We start from the raw sequence: 15,695 nt of genomic DNA, 5'->3' as shown, positions 1-15,695 counted from the left end.
TTCATTCCTGTTCAAAAATCTTATTCACCAGTCTGGTATATTCTTCATAAGCCTCTACACCTTCAAACGACTCCTTCAATGCATCCCGGATCCCAATATAATACCAGCCGATAATCCCTTTGTCCTTCATTCTGAAACGGTTCCACAATTCTTCTCCGTATACCGGATAATCTCTGTCAATATCCCTCATATTCGAAAGTTTGTCTGCAAGTCCTACCATCTGCACTTCTTTTGGTGCAGTACGGATATGCTCGATCGTTGCTGATTTCCGTTCCATCCATGTCTTGGATTTGTCTTCGCTTTCCTGTGCCACAATTCCCGCTACCCGTTCTGAAAATTCTTCTGCCAGAAGCTCTCTTGATACTCCTGCACAATCTTCTATTGTATCATGAAGAACCGCTGCACTGATGATCTCCTTGTCCTTCGTCATCGTTGAGACAATATCTCCCACTTCGATCGGATGCACAATATATGGTCTGCTTGTCCCTTTCCTGAACTGTCCTGCATGTGCTCTCGTGGCAAATTCAATTGCCTTATTAATCATAATGGTACCTCTCTTTTATCACGTCTGGCTTTTGGAACCAATCTTCTACGGTCCGACTGGTTATTGTTATATAAATAATATCACCTAACACTTTAAATGACAATGATTTCAGTATATAATAGAAGAAAAGTTAATTGATCAGGGGAGAAAAATTATGGAACAAAAGACTATTTTAATCACAGGGGCTTCCCGGGGTATCGGGAAAAGCATTGCTTTACGATTTGCATCGCGCGGATATCACACATTTTTAAATTGTTCTTCTTCTGTAGATGAACTGAAAAAGCTCCGCGCCTATATCCGCAAAAAATACCACACACCTTGCACGATCGTTGTCGGGGATGTCGGCAATCCTGACCATGTAAGAGCCATATATAACCGTATCTATCATGACTGTTCGCACCTTGATGTTCTTGTGAACAATGCCGGAATTTCTCATATCAATCTCTTATCCGATATGACAGATGAAGACTGGAATCATATTATTCAGACCAATCTTTCTTCTGTATTTTATTGTTGCCGGCAGGCCATCCCTCCGATGGTATCAAAGCGTTCCGGTAAGATCATCAACATTTCTTCAATGTGGGGGCTCTCGGGTGCTTCCTGCGAAGTTGCATACTCCGCATCCAAATCTGGTATCAACGGATTCACAAAAGCTCTGGCGAAAGAACTCGCACCAAGTAATGTCCAGGTGAATGCAATTGCATGCGGTGTCATTGATACTTCTATGAACGATCAGCTCACACCGGAAGAACGAAAAGCCCTGGAAGATGAAATTCCTGCCGGACGTTACGGAACTCCTAAGGAAATTGCCCAGATGGTATGGAATATTGTACATGCTCCGGAATATATGACCGGACAGATCATCGGGGTTGACGGAGGCTTTTTATAAAACTCTTTATCTTTTTAAATATGTGGAGCTGCCGCAAAAACAGATTGTTTATCTACTTTTGCGGCAGCTCCATATATTTTCCATATGATTATAACACTGTCGGATTACTCTATATCAAGTTCTACCGGACAATGATCCGATCCCATGATCTCCGTGTGAATGACGGCATCTTTCAAACGTGGCTGCAGGCTCTCTGATACACAGAAATAATCAATACGCCACCCTGCATTCTTCTTTCTTGCGCTGAATCTGTAGGACCACCATGAGTATATTCCTTCCTTTTCCGGATAGAAGTAGCGGAACGTATCAATAAATCCCGCATTTAAAAGATCTGTAAATTTCCCACGTTCTTCATCTGTGAATCCTGCATTTTTACGGTTTGTCTTTGGGTTTTTCAAGTCTATTTCTTTGTGTGCTACATTTAAATCCCCACAAAAAATGACCGGTTTCTTCTTTTCCAATTCTTTTAGATAAGTAAGGAATGCATCTTCCCACTGCATTCTGTAATCCAGTCTTGCAAGCTCACTCTGTGAATTCGGTGTATACACAGTAATGAAATAGAATTCCTCAAATTCCAGCGTGATCACCCGGCCCTCTTTGTCATGTTCTTCGATTCCCAGACCATAACTTACTGATACCGGTTCTTTCTTTGTAAAAATCCCGGTACCCGAATATCCCTTCTTCTCTGCATAATTCCAATACTGATGATATCCGGGCATATCCAGTTCTAACTGTCCTGCCTGCATCTTTGATTCCTGAATACAGAAAATATCTGCATCTAATTCATTAAAAACATCCATAAATCCCTTCTGTACACACGCACGGATTCCATTGACGTTCCACGATATAAACTTCATATATTCCTCCCGGCTTTTTCCTGTCCTTTTTTTGCGGACAGTACTTTTACTTTTTCTGACATATATCTTATCTGTTTTATTCTATTCTTAATAATATACTTTTCTTAAGAATAATCCCCTTGCTGGAGCTAGAAATCCTGCAAGGCTTCTGTCCTCTGCCGCAATTACGACCGGAAGCATGGACGCATCCCTCTTGCCTGCACCTATCTCCAGAAGCGTTCCCGTCAGGATTCTTACCATGTGATATAGGAAACCGGTACCATAATAAGTAATTCTTACCTTTTCCCCGCTCCTGACGATCTTAATATTCGTAATCTTCCGAACCGGATCTTTACATTCCTTGTCATCTGTAAAGCTGGTAAAGTTCTTCGGTCCGATCAGATATCTGGTCGCATCACGCATTGCTTCGATATCCAGTTTTTCTGGATAATGATAACAATATCTTCTTGAAAATACATCCGGCTTTTCACGGCAATCGATGTAATATTCATATTTCTTACCTTTCGCACTTTTGCGCGCATGGAATCCATTCTTTGCCAGTTCTACTTTCACAATACGGATATCTTCCGGAAGATATCTGTTCAGCGAATCTTTCAGTTCTTTCGTATCGTACAACTTAGACAGTTTCACACTTGCGACCTGTCCACGCGCATGTACACCTGCATCTGTTCTTCCTGATCCATCTATATGCACACGGTATCCTACTAATTTACCAATACTCCACTCCAGAATATACTGTATCGTATTGTCTGTTGTGGCCTGTCTCTGCCATCCCTGATACCTGCTTCCGTCATAGGAAATAGTTAACTTATATGTTCTCATATTATTTCACCCAATCTATTCTAACAAGCTATTTTAAATACACATCTATTTATAACAAATCTGATTCTCTTTTGAAAAAGGGAGAAGCAAATACTTTTGCTTCTCCCATATATTTTATCACTTTATTGCTTTATAAGCAATTCCTTCTTCATCCAATATTCATTATTCAGTCTGACAGATTCTGCATTCCCATTCCATATCGGATTTATTTTAATATCTTTTTTAATTCGTCCATAAATGTACTGACATCCTTAAATTCTCTGTAAACGGATGCGAAACGGACATAAGCAACCTCATCGAGTATTTTTAATTCATCCATAACAGCCTCACCGATCGCACTGCTCGGAATCTCTTTTTCTTCCATGCTAAATACTTTTGTTTCTATTCTGTCGACAACTTTCTGGATATCTGCCGTTGCAACAGGTCGTTTATAACAGGCACGAACCACGCCGTTCTCTACTTTCCGGCGGTCATACTGTTCTCTGGTATTGTCCTTCTTTATTACTGTCAGCGGAATTGTCTCTACTTTTTCATATGTAGTAAAACGTTTCCCACATATATCACAAGAACGGCGGCGTCTGATACAGCTTCCGTCTTCCGCCGGTCTGGAATCAATCACTCTTGTATCCGGATTATTACAATATGGGCATTTCATCTGATTCGTTCCTTTCTGTCCTTTATAGCAGTTCAAATACAGTATATCTTTTTCAAAAAGAGAAGTCAAACACATTTCCGCCCTATTTTTTGTTATTTTTCCTCATGTATCTCTACCAGAATTAAATCAGGGCCGATTCTTTTGATGCAGGAAAATGGTATGATATACTCTGTTCCATCTCCAAAAAAGTTACACCATTTCCCACCTTCCGGGACTACAAGTGCTTCAATACAGCCTTTGCAGTCATCAATGATCAGGTCATCGATATATCCAAGCTTCTTGCAGTCGCAGCAATTGATCACTTCTTTTTTGGACAGTTCGCACAGCCGGATTTTGGACATCTGTTTTCCACCTCCCTGTCGGACACAGCATAACTTATCCACATTGTAAAGTTCCTGTTCCTTATACTATATGCACCTGCTCCTTATTCTGATTGTCTGTTAAAATACAAAAAAACCCGCACATTCACAGCTTTCACTATGTCTGTGCAGGTTTTTATCCTGCTTTTGAAGGCAGCCGGTTCTTCTGATCTTGTAACTTTTTATCTGATCAGTGTACCTGTCTTTCCTTTGAGTGCTTCATCCAGCTTATCAAAAGATGTGATCAGTGCACTTCTTCCTTCTCTCTTTTCAAGAAATTCTACAGCTGCTCTGAACTTCGGATACATGTTATATTTTCCGAAATGTCCTTCTTCCATATAGGCTTTTGCCTGATCAACACTGATCTCTCTCAGTTCTTCTTCCTCCGGTCTGTCCATGTTGATCTTAACTTTTTCAACACTTGTAAGAATGATGAGTGAATCCGCATCTGTCTCTTCTGCCATCTTTCCGGCTGTCAGATCTTTTTCGATTACTGCACTTGCACCTTTCAGACGGTGATCCTGCTCTAATACCGGAATTCCGCCTCCACCGCATGCAATGACAACCTGATCTGCATCCAGCAATGCTTTGATCGCATCAATCTCTACGATGCTGACCGGATTCGGAGCTGCAACGATACGGCGGAATCCTTTGCCAGGTTCTTCTACAACATAGTTTCCCTTCTTGCGTTCTGCACTTGCTTCTTCTACATCCATATAACGGCCAAGTACCTTGGTCGGTGTATAAAATGCTTCATCGTACGGATCAACGATCACTTGTGTCAGGATCGTGCTGACTGTTCTGTAGATTCCACGATCCATTAATTCTTCGCGGATTGCATTCTGAAGGTCGTATCCGATATATCCCTGGCTCATAGCAGAACATACCGACATTGGGGCTGCCGTGTAATCTTCATGCTCTTTTGCGAATTCATTCATTGCAGTATGGATCATACCGACCTGTGGCGCATTACTGTGTGTGACCGCAACCTGATATCCCTTTTCAATCAGATCACCGATTACTTTTGCGGTCTTCTTAACTGCTTCTTTCTGTTCTGGTAATGTCGTACCAAGTGCTCTGTGTCCTAATGCAACTACAACTCTTTTTTTCATAATCTATACCTCTGCTTTTCTAGTATTTTTTCAACGAAATAATATAAGAGAATTATAGTATTTTTGCATATAAAATGCAATATTTTTCTGATTATAGTCTGTCAAAATCTATATTCTGCAGTTCTGTAAATGCACGGATCGACGGATATTCTCCTTCCACTTCTCCAAACCCATATGACGCAAAGATCATCGGTACTTCTGCTTCCTTACATGCATTGGCATCCCCCTGGGTGTCTCCTACATACACTGCTTCATCCAGTCCGTTTCTTTCCATAATGATACGGATATTTTCACCCTTTAACCTACCTGTATAAGCGGGACATGTAAAATCTTTGAAATACCCGCCCAGTCCGGAATTCTTAAGAAACGCTTCGATATATCCATCCTGACAGTTACTAACTATATACAGTGGATATTTTTTACTCAGTGCTTTGATTGTCTCCGGTACACCATTGTAGATCACACATGGACCAACCGCTACCAGTTCATTTTCATATGCCATCATCTTACCTAGAAGTTCCATCCTGTCTTTTTCCGACATTTCCGGAAAGAGACTTTCTGCAATCGCATCCATCGGCTTTCCAAATTCTTTCTGCAGCCCTTCTGCGGTTAAGATCTCGTGGCCTTCCATCTCATCCTGCAATACTTTATTCCATGCAACCGCAACTTCCCTTGTCGAATCCCACAAAGTTCCGTCTACGTCAAATATAATTCCTTTCATTCGTGCCTCCATTATCTTTTTTCATAATCCCTTTTTCATAGTATACTATTTTCATACCTTTCCTACAAGAGCAGACTCTTATGAATCTTTCTCCTGAATTCTTTTTTATTTATACAATGTTTCCTGCCATTTTCAGATTTCTTCATATCCACAGGATAATTGCTGTGTTATACTGGTCTTAGTTTATAGCAGTTCCGGATATACCGCTATAACAATACAACCGGACTGCGAAAGGAGAATGGATATGAAAGTTATTGTAATCGGACCCAGAGGGAAAATGGGAAAATTAATCACACAGGTCGCTGCCAGCCGTGATGATATGAAACTCGTCGCCGGGATAGCACCAAAAGGACGTGACTATGTAGGAATGGATCTCGGAACTGTCGCAATGACAGGATCAGAACTCGGCGTTCCTGTAACAGATGATCTGGCAGGTGTGATCGACTCCTGTGACGTCATCATTGATTTTTCAACAAAAGAAATGGCTATGGAGGTCCTGGATCTTGCCATCGCACATAAGAAAGCACTGGTATGCGGTTCTACCGGATTCTCCGCCGAAGAGATGAAACGATTTGAGGATGCCGGAAAGCAGATCCCAATGCTTTATGCCGCCAATACTTCTAAGCTTGTCAATATCATGAACAAGCTTCTGGAACTCGTAACCACAACATTAAAAGATGAGATTGATATCGAGATTCTGGAAATGCATGATCAGTGGAAGAAAGATGCTCCAAGCGGAACTTCCAAAGAAATGGGTGAAATCATGGCGCATGCTCTCGGCAAAGAATTAAGCAACATTGCCGTCTACGGACGCGAGGGAGAATCTCCACGTGAACCAGGAACAATCGGCTATCATTCTCTCCGTGCAGGTAATATTCCAAGCAGCCATACGGTATTCTTCGGAGGCATGGGAGAACGTCTTGAGATCACACATCATTCCTATAACTGGGAATGCTTTGCGAGAGGTGCCTGTGACTGTGCAGCTTATCTTGACGGGAAAGCTCCTGGATTCTATTCTATTAAGGACGTACTCGGACTTTAATACTTTTGTATACACAAAGCGGCTTCACCATCCGGTGAAACCGCTTTATAGATTATCCAATAAGTCCTTCAACTTCTTCTTTAGACATCACACCCATATCTCTCTTTACAACTTCTCCTTCTTTAAACACAAGGAATGTCGGGATAGACATTACACGGTACTGTCTTGCAAGTTCCGGTTCCTGATCTACATCAAGCTTGCATACTTTGATATCTGCGCGCTCTTCTGCAATCTCTTCCACCAGCGGTCCCATTGTCTGGCATGGTCCGCACCACGTTGCCCAGAAGTCTACCAGTACCGGCACTTTTGATTCTAATACTTCTTCCTTAAAGTTGTCTTTTGACAAATGTACAATTGCCATATATATTTCCTCTCTTTCGTAATGACTGTTATCATGTAACTACATGCTTATTATAACCGATTCCCCAAAGTTATCCATATATATTTTATAAAATATTCTGAAAAAATTATTCAACAACGATTCTATAGGATGCCTCAAATTCCTCTCCTGCTGCCAGTGTATTTTCCCAGTCTCTGTCTTTTAATTCTCCCTCAAATATCTCACTGTCACAGCGTCCATACCATGGTTCAATACATACAAACGGTGCCTGTTTTTTCGGCGGTGACCAGATTCCGACTAGCGGTGCATCAAACTCCACTGCCAGATATTCCTTCTTCTGTGGATCCATTAGTACTACTTTCCGAATCTGGTGGTCTTCGATCACCAGTGCATCTCCGTCAAAGAGATGTTCATCCATCGGAAGGCATCCGTCTGTCAGCTTATATTCTTTTTTCTGCGTCGTAACGACACCACCTTCTCCAAATACGGTATTCACCAATGCTTCCGGTACTTTTCCCTGTCCATTACGGAATCCCAGACAATACTCAGACTGTTTCTCACCTTCATGAAGCGGACAGAAGAATGCAGGATGTGCACCAATTGCAAAATGCATCTCCTTATCATTTATATTCTTAACTTTCCACATCACACTGACCGAAGCATCTTCCAGTCTATATCCTATCTCCAGATGAAAGTGAAATGGATATACTTTATAGGTCTCTTCTGTATCTTCCAGTGCAAACCATACTTCATCTGCGCTCTGGCTTACCAGTGAAAACTCCATGTCTCTGGCAAATCCATGCTGATTCATCGGATATTCTTTCCCCTCATATCTGTAAACTTTATTCTTTACTCCTCCTACAAATGGAAATAATACCGGTGATGTACGTCCCCAGTATTTCGCATCTGCATTCCAGAGGTATTCCTGATCTGTTGCTTTCTTCTTCAATGACCGGAGTTCCGCTCCGTGATAATTCACGATAACTTCAATCTGATCATTTTCCAATTTCATCTGTTCTGTATTTTTCTGCATGTTCCGATTCTTTCCTTTCTTTATTTTTTTATCTCTTTCCCGTTCAGCACCGCCGATATCAGACCGTCATGTCCGTCATAGACCAGCTTGAGCGAAAAGAACGGTACTTTCTCAGCGAGCAGACGGAGGAAGATCTTGTCCCCTTCCCAGATGTGTAATGATTCAATCTTATCGATATCCACCCATTCCAGTTCACCTTCGTCACATGCAATCGGTTCTCCTTCGAATCCATCTGCAGTGAATAAATGCATGTATTCCGTCACACCATTTCCAGATACAAATGTAACGATTCCACAGAACCGATAAGACGTCAATGTATATCCTGTCTCTTCTTTTACTTCTCTTAAAATGCATTCTTCCGGACTTTCATCTGCCTCAAAATGTCCACCGACACCAATCCATTTGTCTTTATTTACATCATTCTTCTTTACCGTACGGTGAAGCATCAGATATTTTCCGTCTTTTTCGATATAACATAATGTACTGAGCCCTGTCACACTTTTCTCCTTTCCCTTACATATCATCCACTTCAGCCTTTCTTATATATTCTGCCTTTATTTTCTTACATGTATTATGATATGATAGATATCTACAATCATATGTATTATCATTATACGCTATATCACAGGAGAATTGCAATGAACCGTACAATACAATATACAATTACAGAAAAAGATAGTGGACTGCGCATCGAACAGTTTTTAAGACGCAGAGGGTATTCCGGACAGAATCTTGCTGAAATCAAACGCATGCCCAAAAGTATTCTTGTCAATGGCGTACATTATTATATGCGCCAGATACTGACTGCCGGAGATATCCTTCAGGTTATCATCTGCGAGACAAAAAATTCCGAAAAGATCCCGCCGGTTGAGATTCCACTGGACATCATTTATGAAGACGAGGACATCATCGTAATCAACAAACCTGCTGGTATGCCGATTCATCCGTCCATGAACAATTATTATAATTCCCTTGCCAATGCGCTCGCATGGTATTATCAGGAACAGGGAAAACCTTTCATCTTCCGTTGCTGTAACCGTCTGGACCGGGACACTTCCGGTCTGACTGTTGTATCCAAACATCTGATCAGCGGAAGTATTCTTTCTACTATGACCAAGAACCGCGAAGTGCACCGGGAATATCTTGCCGTAGTAAAGGGCAGTGTCACACCTGCGGCCGGAACCATCTGTGCTCCGCTTGCCAGAAAAGAAGGCACCATCATCGAGCGCACGGTTGATTTTAAACACGGTGAAGAAGCCATCACACATTACCGACTTGTAAAAGAAGCCACCGGACACAGTCTGGTCTCCCTGAAGCTTGAGACCGGCCGGACACATCAGATCCGCATCCATATGAAATATCTGGGTTTCCCACTGATTGGAGATTACTTGTATAACCCGGATATGGAACACATAAGCAGACAGGCACTGCATTCTCATCATATGGAATTTGCCCATCCGATTACCGGAGAATGGATGTCATTTACAGCTCCGCTGCCTGCAGATATGGCAAATATTATGACAGATAAATGATAATAAAAAAGAGCACTATGATATGCCGCATTTTTATTTCAACGGTATATCTGCTGCTCTTTTTTAATCTTTATCATGATTTCTTATTCTTTTTTGACGCTTCATACACTTTCAATTCATCCAGTGCCTGTCCACCCATCAGATACAGTGCTCCGATATTGAAAATGGTCATCAGCCCGATTCCGACATCTCCCAGATCCCATACAAATGTATAGGTTGCAATTCCACCGATGAACAGCATCACAAGTGCGAGCACTTTATATGCTGTCTGCCAACACCATTTATCACCAAACAGATAAGCCACATTACTTCTTGCATAGAAGAGGATTCCCAGGAATGTCGAGAAACTGAACAGGAATAAAGTTACTGCAATGAAGATCACTCCAAATTCTCCCAGATGATACTTCATCGCTGTCTGTAAAAGATCCATTCCTTCTTTTCCTGCCACCAGTTTTTCCGGTGCCAGAAGCATGATCATGGCCGTACAGCTGCAGATCACAATCGTATCTATAAATACCCCAAGTGCCTGTGTAAATCCTGCCTTTACCGGTTTGTCACATTCTGCTGCCGCTGCCGCACATGGTGCGGAACCGGATCCGGCTTCATTTGAAAACAGTCCGCGCTTTACTCCATTCATCAACACTGCTCCGAATCCACCCGCTACTACCTGACGGGCTCCGAATGCCTCCTGGATAATCCTTGCAAATACTCCAGGAAGACTTCCGATATTCGTTACGATGATGAAGATTGTAATAAAGAAATAACATACCGCCATAAACGGAACCATCAGATCCAGTACTTTCACTGTGGCATTTTTACGAAGTACAATGACAGCCGCAAGGATTACCAGCACAATCGTCGTGTAAAGCGGCGGAATCGAAAATGCATTTTCAAAAGAAGCGGCTACCGAATTACTGATCACCTGGCTGATCCCACACCAGCAGATCAGTCCGGAGACAGCAAATAGCACCGATACCAATACATGTTTTTTCTCTTTTCCTGTCCTGCCTTCTATATAATCATGGATATAATATGCCGGACCTCCGCGGAATCCACCATACAGGGGATCTCTTTCTTTATGAATCTGTGCAAGCGTTGCCTCTATGAATGCAGTTGACGATCCGATCAGTGCCGTCACCCACATCCAGAAGACAGCTCCTGCGCCTCCGGCCGATACTGCCGCAACCACACCTACCAGATTACCCATACCGACACGGGTTGCCGTTGATACGATCAATGTCTGGAAAGTAGACAGACTGTTCTTATCATCCTTTTTACCGGTCAATGCCACCACCATATCCGGGAACAGGCGGATGGGAAGTCCCCTTGTGCGGATCGTAAAGTAGATTCCCGCCGGGATCAGCAGGATGATTAGCAATGAGATCCCGACACTTCCGCCGCCCGGAAGCGGTATCTGTAACAAATCTCCCCACAAAAAGCCATATATCCGTTCTATCAAATTAACTATCATAGTATAAATATCCTTTCAAAATCTCAGGACTTTAAAGCACTACACTTTAAAGCCCTGAATCATATCATACTATATTCTGCTTTGTATTGCAAATTCAAACTGTATTTTCATCACTTTTTCTGCGATTCTTCCCTAATCGATCAGATCATTCTGAAATCTGGACAAGTGCTCATACGGCAGGATCAGACGTCCCCGGTAAAGTCCACATCCATCATTGATCAGACTGTTATTAACCGCAGAGAACATATTCACATCCAGTTCTGCAAGATCCAGATTCAGCAGTTTCATTCCTCTCTCATAGGCCTCATCAAAATACTGACATTCACCCTCCGGGACTGCGTCTCTCCTTGCCCTGTCATGCTCCTGCTCTTTCTCATATCCAATATGATTCGCCGTACCGATCTCTGCCACATCATCCATCATTTTTGTCCTGAGCTGTACCTCCATATAACACCTGGAGCTGTTATCATAGAAGGTGATATGAAGAGACTGATAATTATTCAGGCTACTGCTGCAGATATAATCTCTGTAATATGGTTTCACCGACTCGTTCAGAAACGGGGATGTACTCTCCTTAATCCCCATAGCCGGTTCCGCACTGAATCCCTGTTCCTCCAGAAAACCTGGAAGGGCATTTGCAATCTGATATAGATATTTCCGTTCCTGTTCTTCCCTGTCCTCTTCACTGTTCAGATGACATCTCGGAACAGAAATAATGATCCTGTAAGCAATTAAATCTCTAAAGCAACGCAATCGTTTCTTTAGTTCTGCTACACTTGGATACTCCCCATATTCCTCATAATAATCATAGATGAATTCCACAATATATCCGTTGAATTTCTCTTCTGCACGGATCAGAGACTTGATTCTTCCCTTGAAAGTAAATGCCATAAACGGATATTCCTGTGCCATGTATTTGTAGAATTCTCTCATCTTCTGCGACTGGGCTGTCAGGAAGTCATTATGTTCCAGTAATTCCTGAATCTGTAAAAGGAAATTACAATGAATCATGTCAATTTCATTTCCTGTCATTTTGGCATCTTTTCTCAGGTCTTTAATGTAATTATGAAGAATCCGGAGTACTGTATCTCCTGAATAGAGATAATCATTTAATGATACCATGTCTGTCACCTTCCTCTTTTGTCACTTTTCTTTAACGCTTCTGATACATTCTCAATATCCGGATCAGATTCTCCGGATCTACCGGTTTGGATATATATGCATTCATTCCCGCCAGACTGCAGCTTTCTTTACTTTCTCTTTCCGACTGTGCGGTCATTGCAATGATCGGGATTTCTTTTCCCCCATTCTTTTCCTTGCGCCGGATATTCCTTGCGGCTTCTATACCATTCATCACAGGCATCATGATATCCATCAGTATTGCACTGTAATACCCCTTTGGTGTACCTTCATATTTCTCTACAGCCTCTTTGCCGTTCCATGCTTTCTCTACGATTATTCCTGCATCTGTCAGATAGAATTCTGCAATTTCCATATTGATATCATTATCTTCTACCAATAATACACGCATTCCTGCCAGATCATCTTTCGCGTCTTCCTTATTATCAGCCGCCTGCTGCCTTTCCTCTTCTGCCAGACGAAATGCCAGCCGGAATGTGAATTCACTCCCCTCTCCCGGGGTACTGCGGACACTGATCGTACCATTCATTCTATCAATCAGACCTTTAACAATCGACATTCCAAGTCCGGTTCCTTTATACTGCGTTCTTGCATCTGCCTTTTCCTGCGTAAACGGCTGGAACAATTCATGTTCCATATATTCCCTGCTCATACCGATCCCACTGTCTTCAATCCTGAATTCATACAAAACATTCTTACCGTCACACGAAATCTCTGTCACATAAGTATCTATGGTTCCATTTTTTTTATTGTATTTGACTGCGTTGCCAAACAGATTCATCATAATTCTCTGTAGCTGAAGCGCATCCCCTTTCAGCATAGTATGTTGCATATTTTCCCTGTGCTTGCGGTGTATAATTCCAGTTTCTTCCAGCTGTCCCTGCATCAGTACTGCCACTTCTTTCATAAGATCTTCCAGATCAAACGGTTCTTCATGCACTGTCAGATGTCCCGATTCAAGCTTACTCATATCAAGTACATCATTCACCAGATCCATCAGATGTCTTGTCGAAATCTCGATCTTATCTACCGAATCTTCCAGCTTCTCCTGATTGTTCCAGCTCTTTCGGATCACATGTATCATTCCCAGGATTCCATTGATCGGGGTTCGTAGATCATGACTCATCCGATTCATGAATTCTGTCTTTGTCTTACTTTCCATATCTGCCTTTTCATAGGCAATCTGCAATTGTTCTTTTTCTTTCTGATCCTTTTCGTGGAATTCCGAAGTATTCCGGAACATAATGATTCCGCGAACCACTGTATGCTCCCGTTCTTTCTCGTTATCATAGACTGTATCCTGCGACATCAGCACTGTCTTCTGGATCCAGATTTCTTTTCCGTCTTTGTTGCTTTCCTGATATTCCACAGTCACCTGCTTCTCACCGGCATAAAAACGATCCAGAAGACTCTTTGATGTATCTATGATCTTATACGTTTCCAATGTATCTTCTGTAATATGCTGCCGTATTTTCCTGCAATATCCATCATACGAACATGGAAGTTCTCCCTGAAAGTCAAATATACGCTCTTCTTTCTTTCTATGCTGAAATATCTGTTCCAGACGATCCTGTGTCAGGTTCACTGTATACAAAGCTTCCGCTGTTTCAAGAAGCGCTTCTATATAATTACTATTTTCCAGAATAGACTGCTTCATCTGCTCATAATACTGTTCCAAGTGCAGCCTCTCATCTTCCAGAACCTGCTCCATGTCATGAAACACTTCAAATCCAACAATAAAGTGATGCAGCTTCCCGGCTGCCATATCATCCAGACGCAGAAATGTCATACGGCCTCTCAGTATCTCTTTTCCATTCTTCCTGCAATAAGGGAGTTCATATCTTGCACTTTCTTCTTTCTTTTCCGAAAGATTGGAAATGATATATGGGATCTGCAGCCGTTCCCACATTCTTTTTCTTGATGAATCATCTGCAAATTTCTGCACGATCTGTTCTACCGCTCCTGAATAACTTCCATCTTCTGCAAGGAAGAAATTCGAGCTTGCACGTAAAACTGTATACTGATCCTGCAAAGCATCACAATACAGGCAGTCCGAAAATTGAAATCCCTGCTGTCTGATTCCATCCAGGATCTGAATATGAAGCGCCCGGCGGTCCGCTGCCTCTTTTATCTTCGCCTGATTCTTATCTATATACATATTCTTATCGGCATGCCGGAAGAGTTCCCGCATCGTACATCCTTCAAAATCTTCCGCCAGTGCATATCCTACCGCATAACTGATCGGCATCTCCGGATGTTCCTGGGAATATCTGGCAATTTCCGAACGTATTGTCCCCAATATTTCCCGTACTTTTTCATGATCCACACACTCAAGTACAGCAATAAACTCATCTCCGCCATCGCGCCCTGCAAAATATTCTTCCGGCAGCGCTTTTCTTAACTGCACCGCAAATGAACGGATATACGCATCCCCTTGAGCATGTCCGAACCTGTTATTAATAATACGCAGATTATTCAGATCGAATACACACAATGCTACTGACCCATTCGTACATTCCGGCATTTCTCCGTCTAAGATCTCCTCACAGCGGTTCTTATTCGGAAGTCCGGTTGCCTCATCCAGATAGACTTTTTTCTTAAGTGCTTTATTCTGCGCCGCGTATTTTACAGCCTTAATCAGTTCATATGCCAGAAGACACACCAGACCGATAATATCTGCGATCACAATCTTTTCCAGCCGTTCCAGTGCAGTTGCTTTCTTCTGTGCATACTTTTCCGCAAGCCCGGTCGCTTCATCACAGATTACAAAGAACTCTTCGCTTTTTTCTATGATTTCCGTATTCTCATAACCTTCTTTACGCACTTGCCGGATCTCTTTTTGCAACTTCTGAAAATGTTCATCCAGTTCTTTCATCTTATTCTGGAATGCGTGGTCATCCAGACGGACCAGATTCAGCTCATCACTTCCATACCGAAGTCCTTCTATAAATGAAGCTACCGATTCAATCATCTCATCCTGCGGTTCTTTTGCATCCTCAAGTTTGATAATACGCTGCGTCTTTCCGCGGACCAGTCCGGCATAATTTACGACACGGGCTGTTCCCTGAATCTTACTCACCAGAACCATGAGCGTCAAAAACAGTGCAATCAATATGACTGTCAGAGCCGTCATCAGTCCTCTTGTTATTTTTAAAATCTTTTTATCCATATCTCCCCT

At 42.2% G+C, this 15,695-nt stretch carries 16 protein-coding genes; 3 read left to right on the top strand and 13 right to left on the bottom strand.

The genetic code is table 11. The features are described 5' to 3' along the window. Window position 1: 1 nt before the first annotated feature. Entirely contained in the window at window positions 2-544 is a 543-nt protein-coding gene (locus GT508_RS06030; protein WP_055283588.1) for an HD domain-containing protein, read from the bottom strand. A 154-nt stretch (window positions 545-698) separates the two neighbouring features. Here GT508_RS06030 and ymfI point away from each other — a divergent pair, with 154 nt between their 5' ends. Further along, the gene (gene ymfI / locus GT508_RS06025) at window positions 699-1,433 is read left to right on the top strand and encodes an elongation factor P 5-aminopentanone reductase (protein ID WP_055283586.1); all 735 of its coding nucleotides are present in this window, start codon (window positions 699-701) and stop codon (window positions 1,431-1,433) included. Between the two features lie 104 nt (window positions 1,434-1,537). Here ymfI and GT508_RS06020 read toward each other — a convergent pair whose 3' ends face one another. From GT508_RS06020 to GT508_RS05995, 6 genes are all read right to left on the bottom strand, one after another. Continuing rightward, window positions 1,538-2,290, bottom strand: a complete 753-nt coding sequence (locus GT508_RS06020) for an exodeoxyribonuclease III (protein ID WP_055283584.1) — start codon at window positions 2,288-2,290, stop codon at window positions 1,538-1,540. A gap of 87 nt (window positions 2,291-2,377) precedes the next feature. Further along, the gene (gene truA / locus GT508_RS06015) at window positions 2,378-3,112 is read right to left on the bottom strand and encodes a tRNA pseudouridine(38-40) synthase TruA (protein WP_028087522.1); all 735 of its coding nucleotides are present in this window, start codon (window positions 3,110-3,112) and stop codon (window positions 2,378-2,380) included. A 205-nt stretch (window positions 3,113-3,317) separates the two neighbouring features. Further along, window positions 3,318-3,767 carry a transcriptional regulator NrdR gene (gene nrdR / locus GT508_RS06010; protein WP_055283649.1) on the bottom strand — a complete coding sequence of 150 codons (450 nt, stop codon included), beginning with the start codon at window positions 3,765-3,767 and terminating at the stop codon, window positions 3,318-3,320. Window positions 3,768-3,859: 92 nt separating this feature from the next. Continuing rightward, window positions 3,860-4,099, bottom strand: a complete 240-nt coding sequence (locus GT508_RS06005) for a PRC-barrel domain-containing protein (RefSeq protein ID WP_055283647.1) — start codon at window positions 4,097-4,099, stop codon at window positions 3,860-3,862. Window positions 4,100-4,308: 209 nt separating this feature from the next. Continuing rightward, a complete protein-coding gene (gene arcC / locus GT508_RS06000; protein WP_055283581.1) occupies window positions 4,309-5,238 on the bottom strand; it encodes a carbamate kinase in 930 nt (309 codons plus the stop codon). 91 nt (window positions 5,239-5,329) lie between these two features. Next, the gene (locus GT508_RS05995; protein WP_117598230.1) at window positions 5,330-5,959 is read right to left on the bottom strand and encodes an HAD family hydrolase; all 630 of its coding nucleotides are present in this window, start codon (window positions 5,957-5,959) and stop codon (window positions 5,330-5,332) included. 244 nt (window positions 5,960-6,203) lie between these two features. On the opposite strand from GT508_RS05995, the gene dapB reads away from it, so the two are divergent. Further along, window positions 6,204-7,001, top strand: a complete 798-nt coding sequence (dapB, locus tag GT508_RS05990; RefSeq protein WP_118225097.1) for a 4-hydroxy-tetrahydrodipicolinate reductase — start codon at window positions 6,204-6,206, stop codon at window positions 6,999-7,001. A gap of 52 nt (window positions 7,002-7,053) precedes the next feature. On the opposite strand, the gene trxA is transcribed toward dapB, so the two are convergent. The 3 genes from trxA to GT508_RS05975 form a co-directional block, all read right to left on the bottom strand. Then, complete coding sequence (gene trxA / locus GT508_RS05985; protein WP_270260192.1) at window positions 7,054-7,368, bottom strand: thioredoxin; 315 nt, start codon at window positions 7,366-7,368, stop codon at window positions 7,054-7,056. A 100-nt stretch (window positions 7,369-7,468) separates the two neighbouring features. Then, a complete protein-coding gene (locus GT508_RS05980; RefSeq protein ID WP_204987904.1) occupies window positions 7,469-8,374 on the bottom strand; it encodes an aldose 1-epimerase family protein in 906 nt (301 codons plus the stop codon). 20 nt (window positions 8,375-8,394) lie between these two features. Continuing rightward, a complete protein-coding gene (locus tag GT508_RS05975; RefSeq protein WP_028087514.1) occupies window positions 8,395-8,871 on the bottom strand; it encodes an NUDIX hydrolase in 477 nt (158 codons plus the stop codon). Between the two features lie 141 nt (window positions 8,872-9,012). Here GT508_RS05975 and GT508_RS05970 point away from each other — a divergent pair, with 141 nt between their 5' ends. Further along, window positions 9,013-9,906 carry an RluA family pseudouridine synthase gene (locus GT508_RS05970; protein ID WP_161143780.1) on the top strand — a complete coding sequence of 298 codons (894 nt, stop codon included), beginning with the start codon at window positions 9,013-9,015 and terminating at the stop codon, window positions 9,904-9,906. A 73-nt stretch (window positions 9,907-9,979) separates the two neighbouring features. Here GT508_RS05970 and GT508_RS05965 read toward each other — a convergent pair whose 3' ends face one another. The 3 genes from GT508_RS05965 to GT508_RS05955 form a co-directional block, all read right to left on the bottom strand. Continuing rightward, window positions 9,980-11,377: an alanine/glycine:cation symporter family protein gene (locus GT508_RS05965; protein WP_161143779.1), complete on the bottom strand. Its 1,398-nt coding sequence runs from the start codon at window positions 11,375-11,377 to the stop codon at window positions 9,980-9,982. A gap of 132 nt (window positions 11,378-11,509) precedes the next feature. Continuing rightward, window positions 11,510-12,499 (bottom strand): guanosine polyphosphate pyrophosphohydrolase, encoded by a 990-nt coding sequence (locus GT508_RS05960; protein ID WP_161143778.1) that lies wholly within the window; start codon window positions 12,497-12,499, stop codon window positions 11,510-11,512. A gap of 31 nt (window positions 12,500-12,530) precedes the next feature. Beyond that, window positions 12,531-15,686 (bottom strand): diguanylate cyclase domain-containing protein, encoded by a 3,156-nt coding sequence (locus tag GT508_RS05955; RefSeq protein ID WP_161143777.1) that lies wholly within the window; start codon window positions 15,684-15,686, stop codon window positions 12,531-12,533. Between the last annotated feature and the right edge of the window lie 9 nt (window positions 15,687-15,695).

This window comes from Dorea sp. BIOML-A1 (assembly GCF_009875615.1).
GTDB lineage: Bacteria > Bacillota > Clostridia > Lachnospirales > Lachnospiraceae > Dorea_A > Dorea_A amylophila.
The sequence above is the reverse complement of the archived record's forward strand: the minus strand, read 5'-3'. Positions and strand labels throughout refer to the sequence as shown.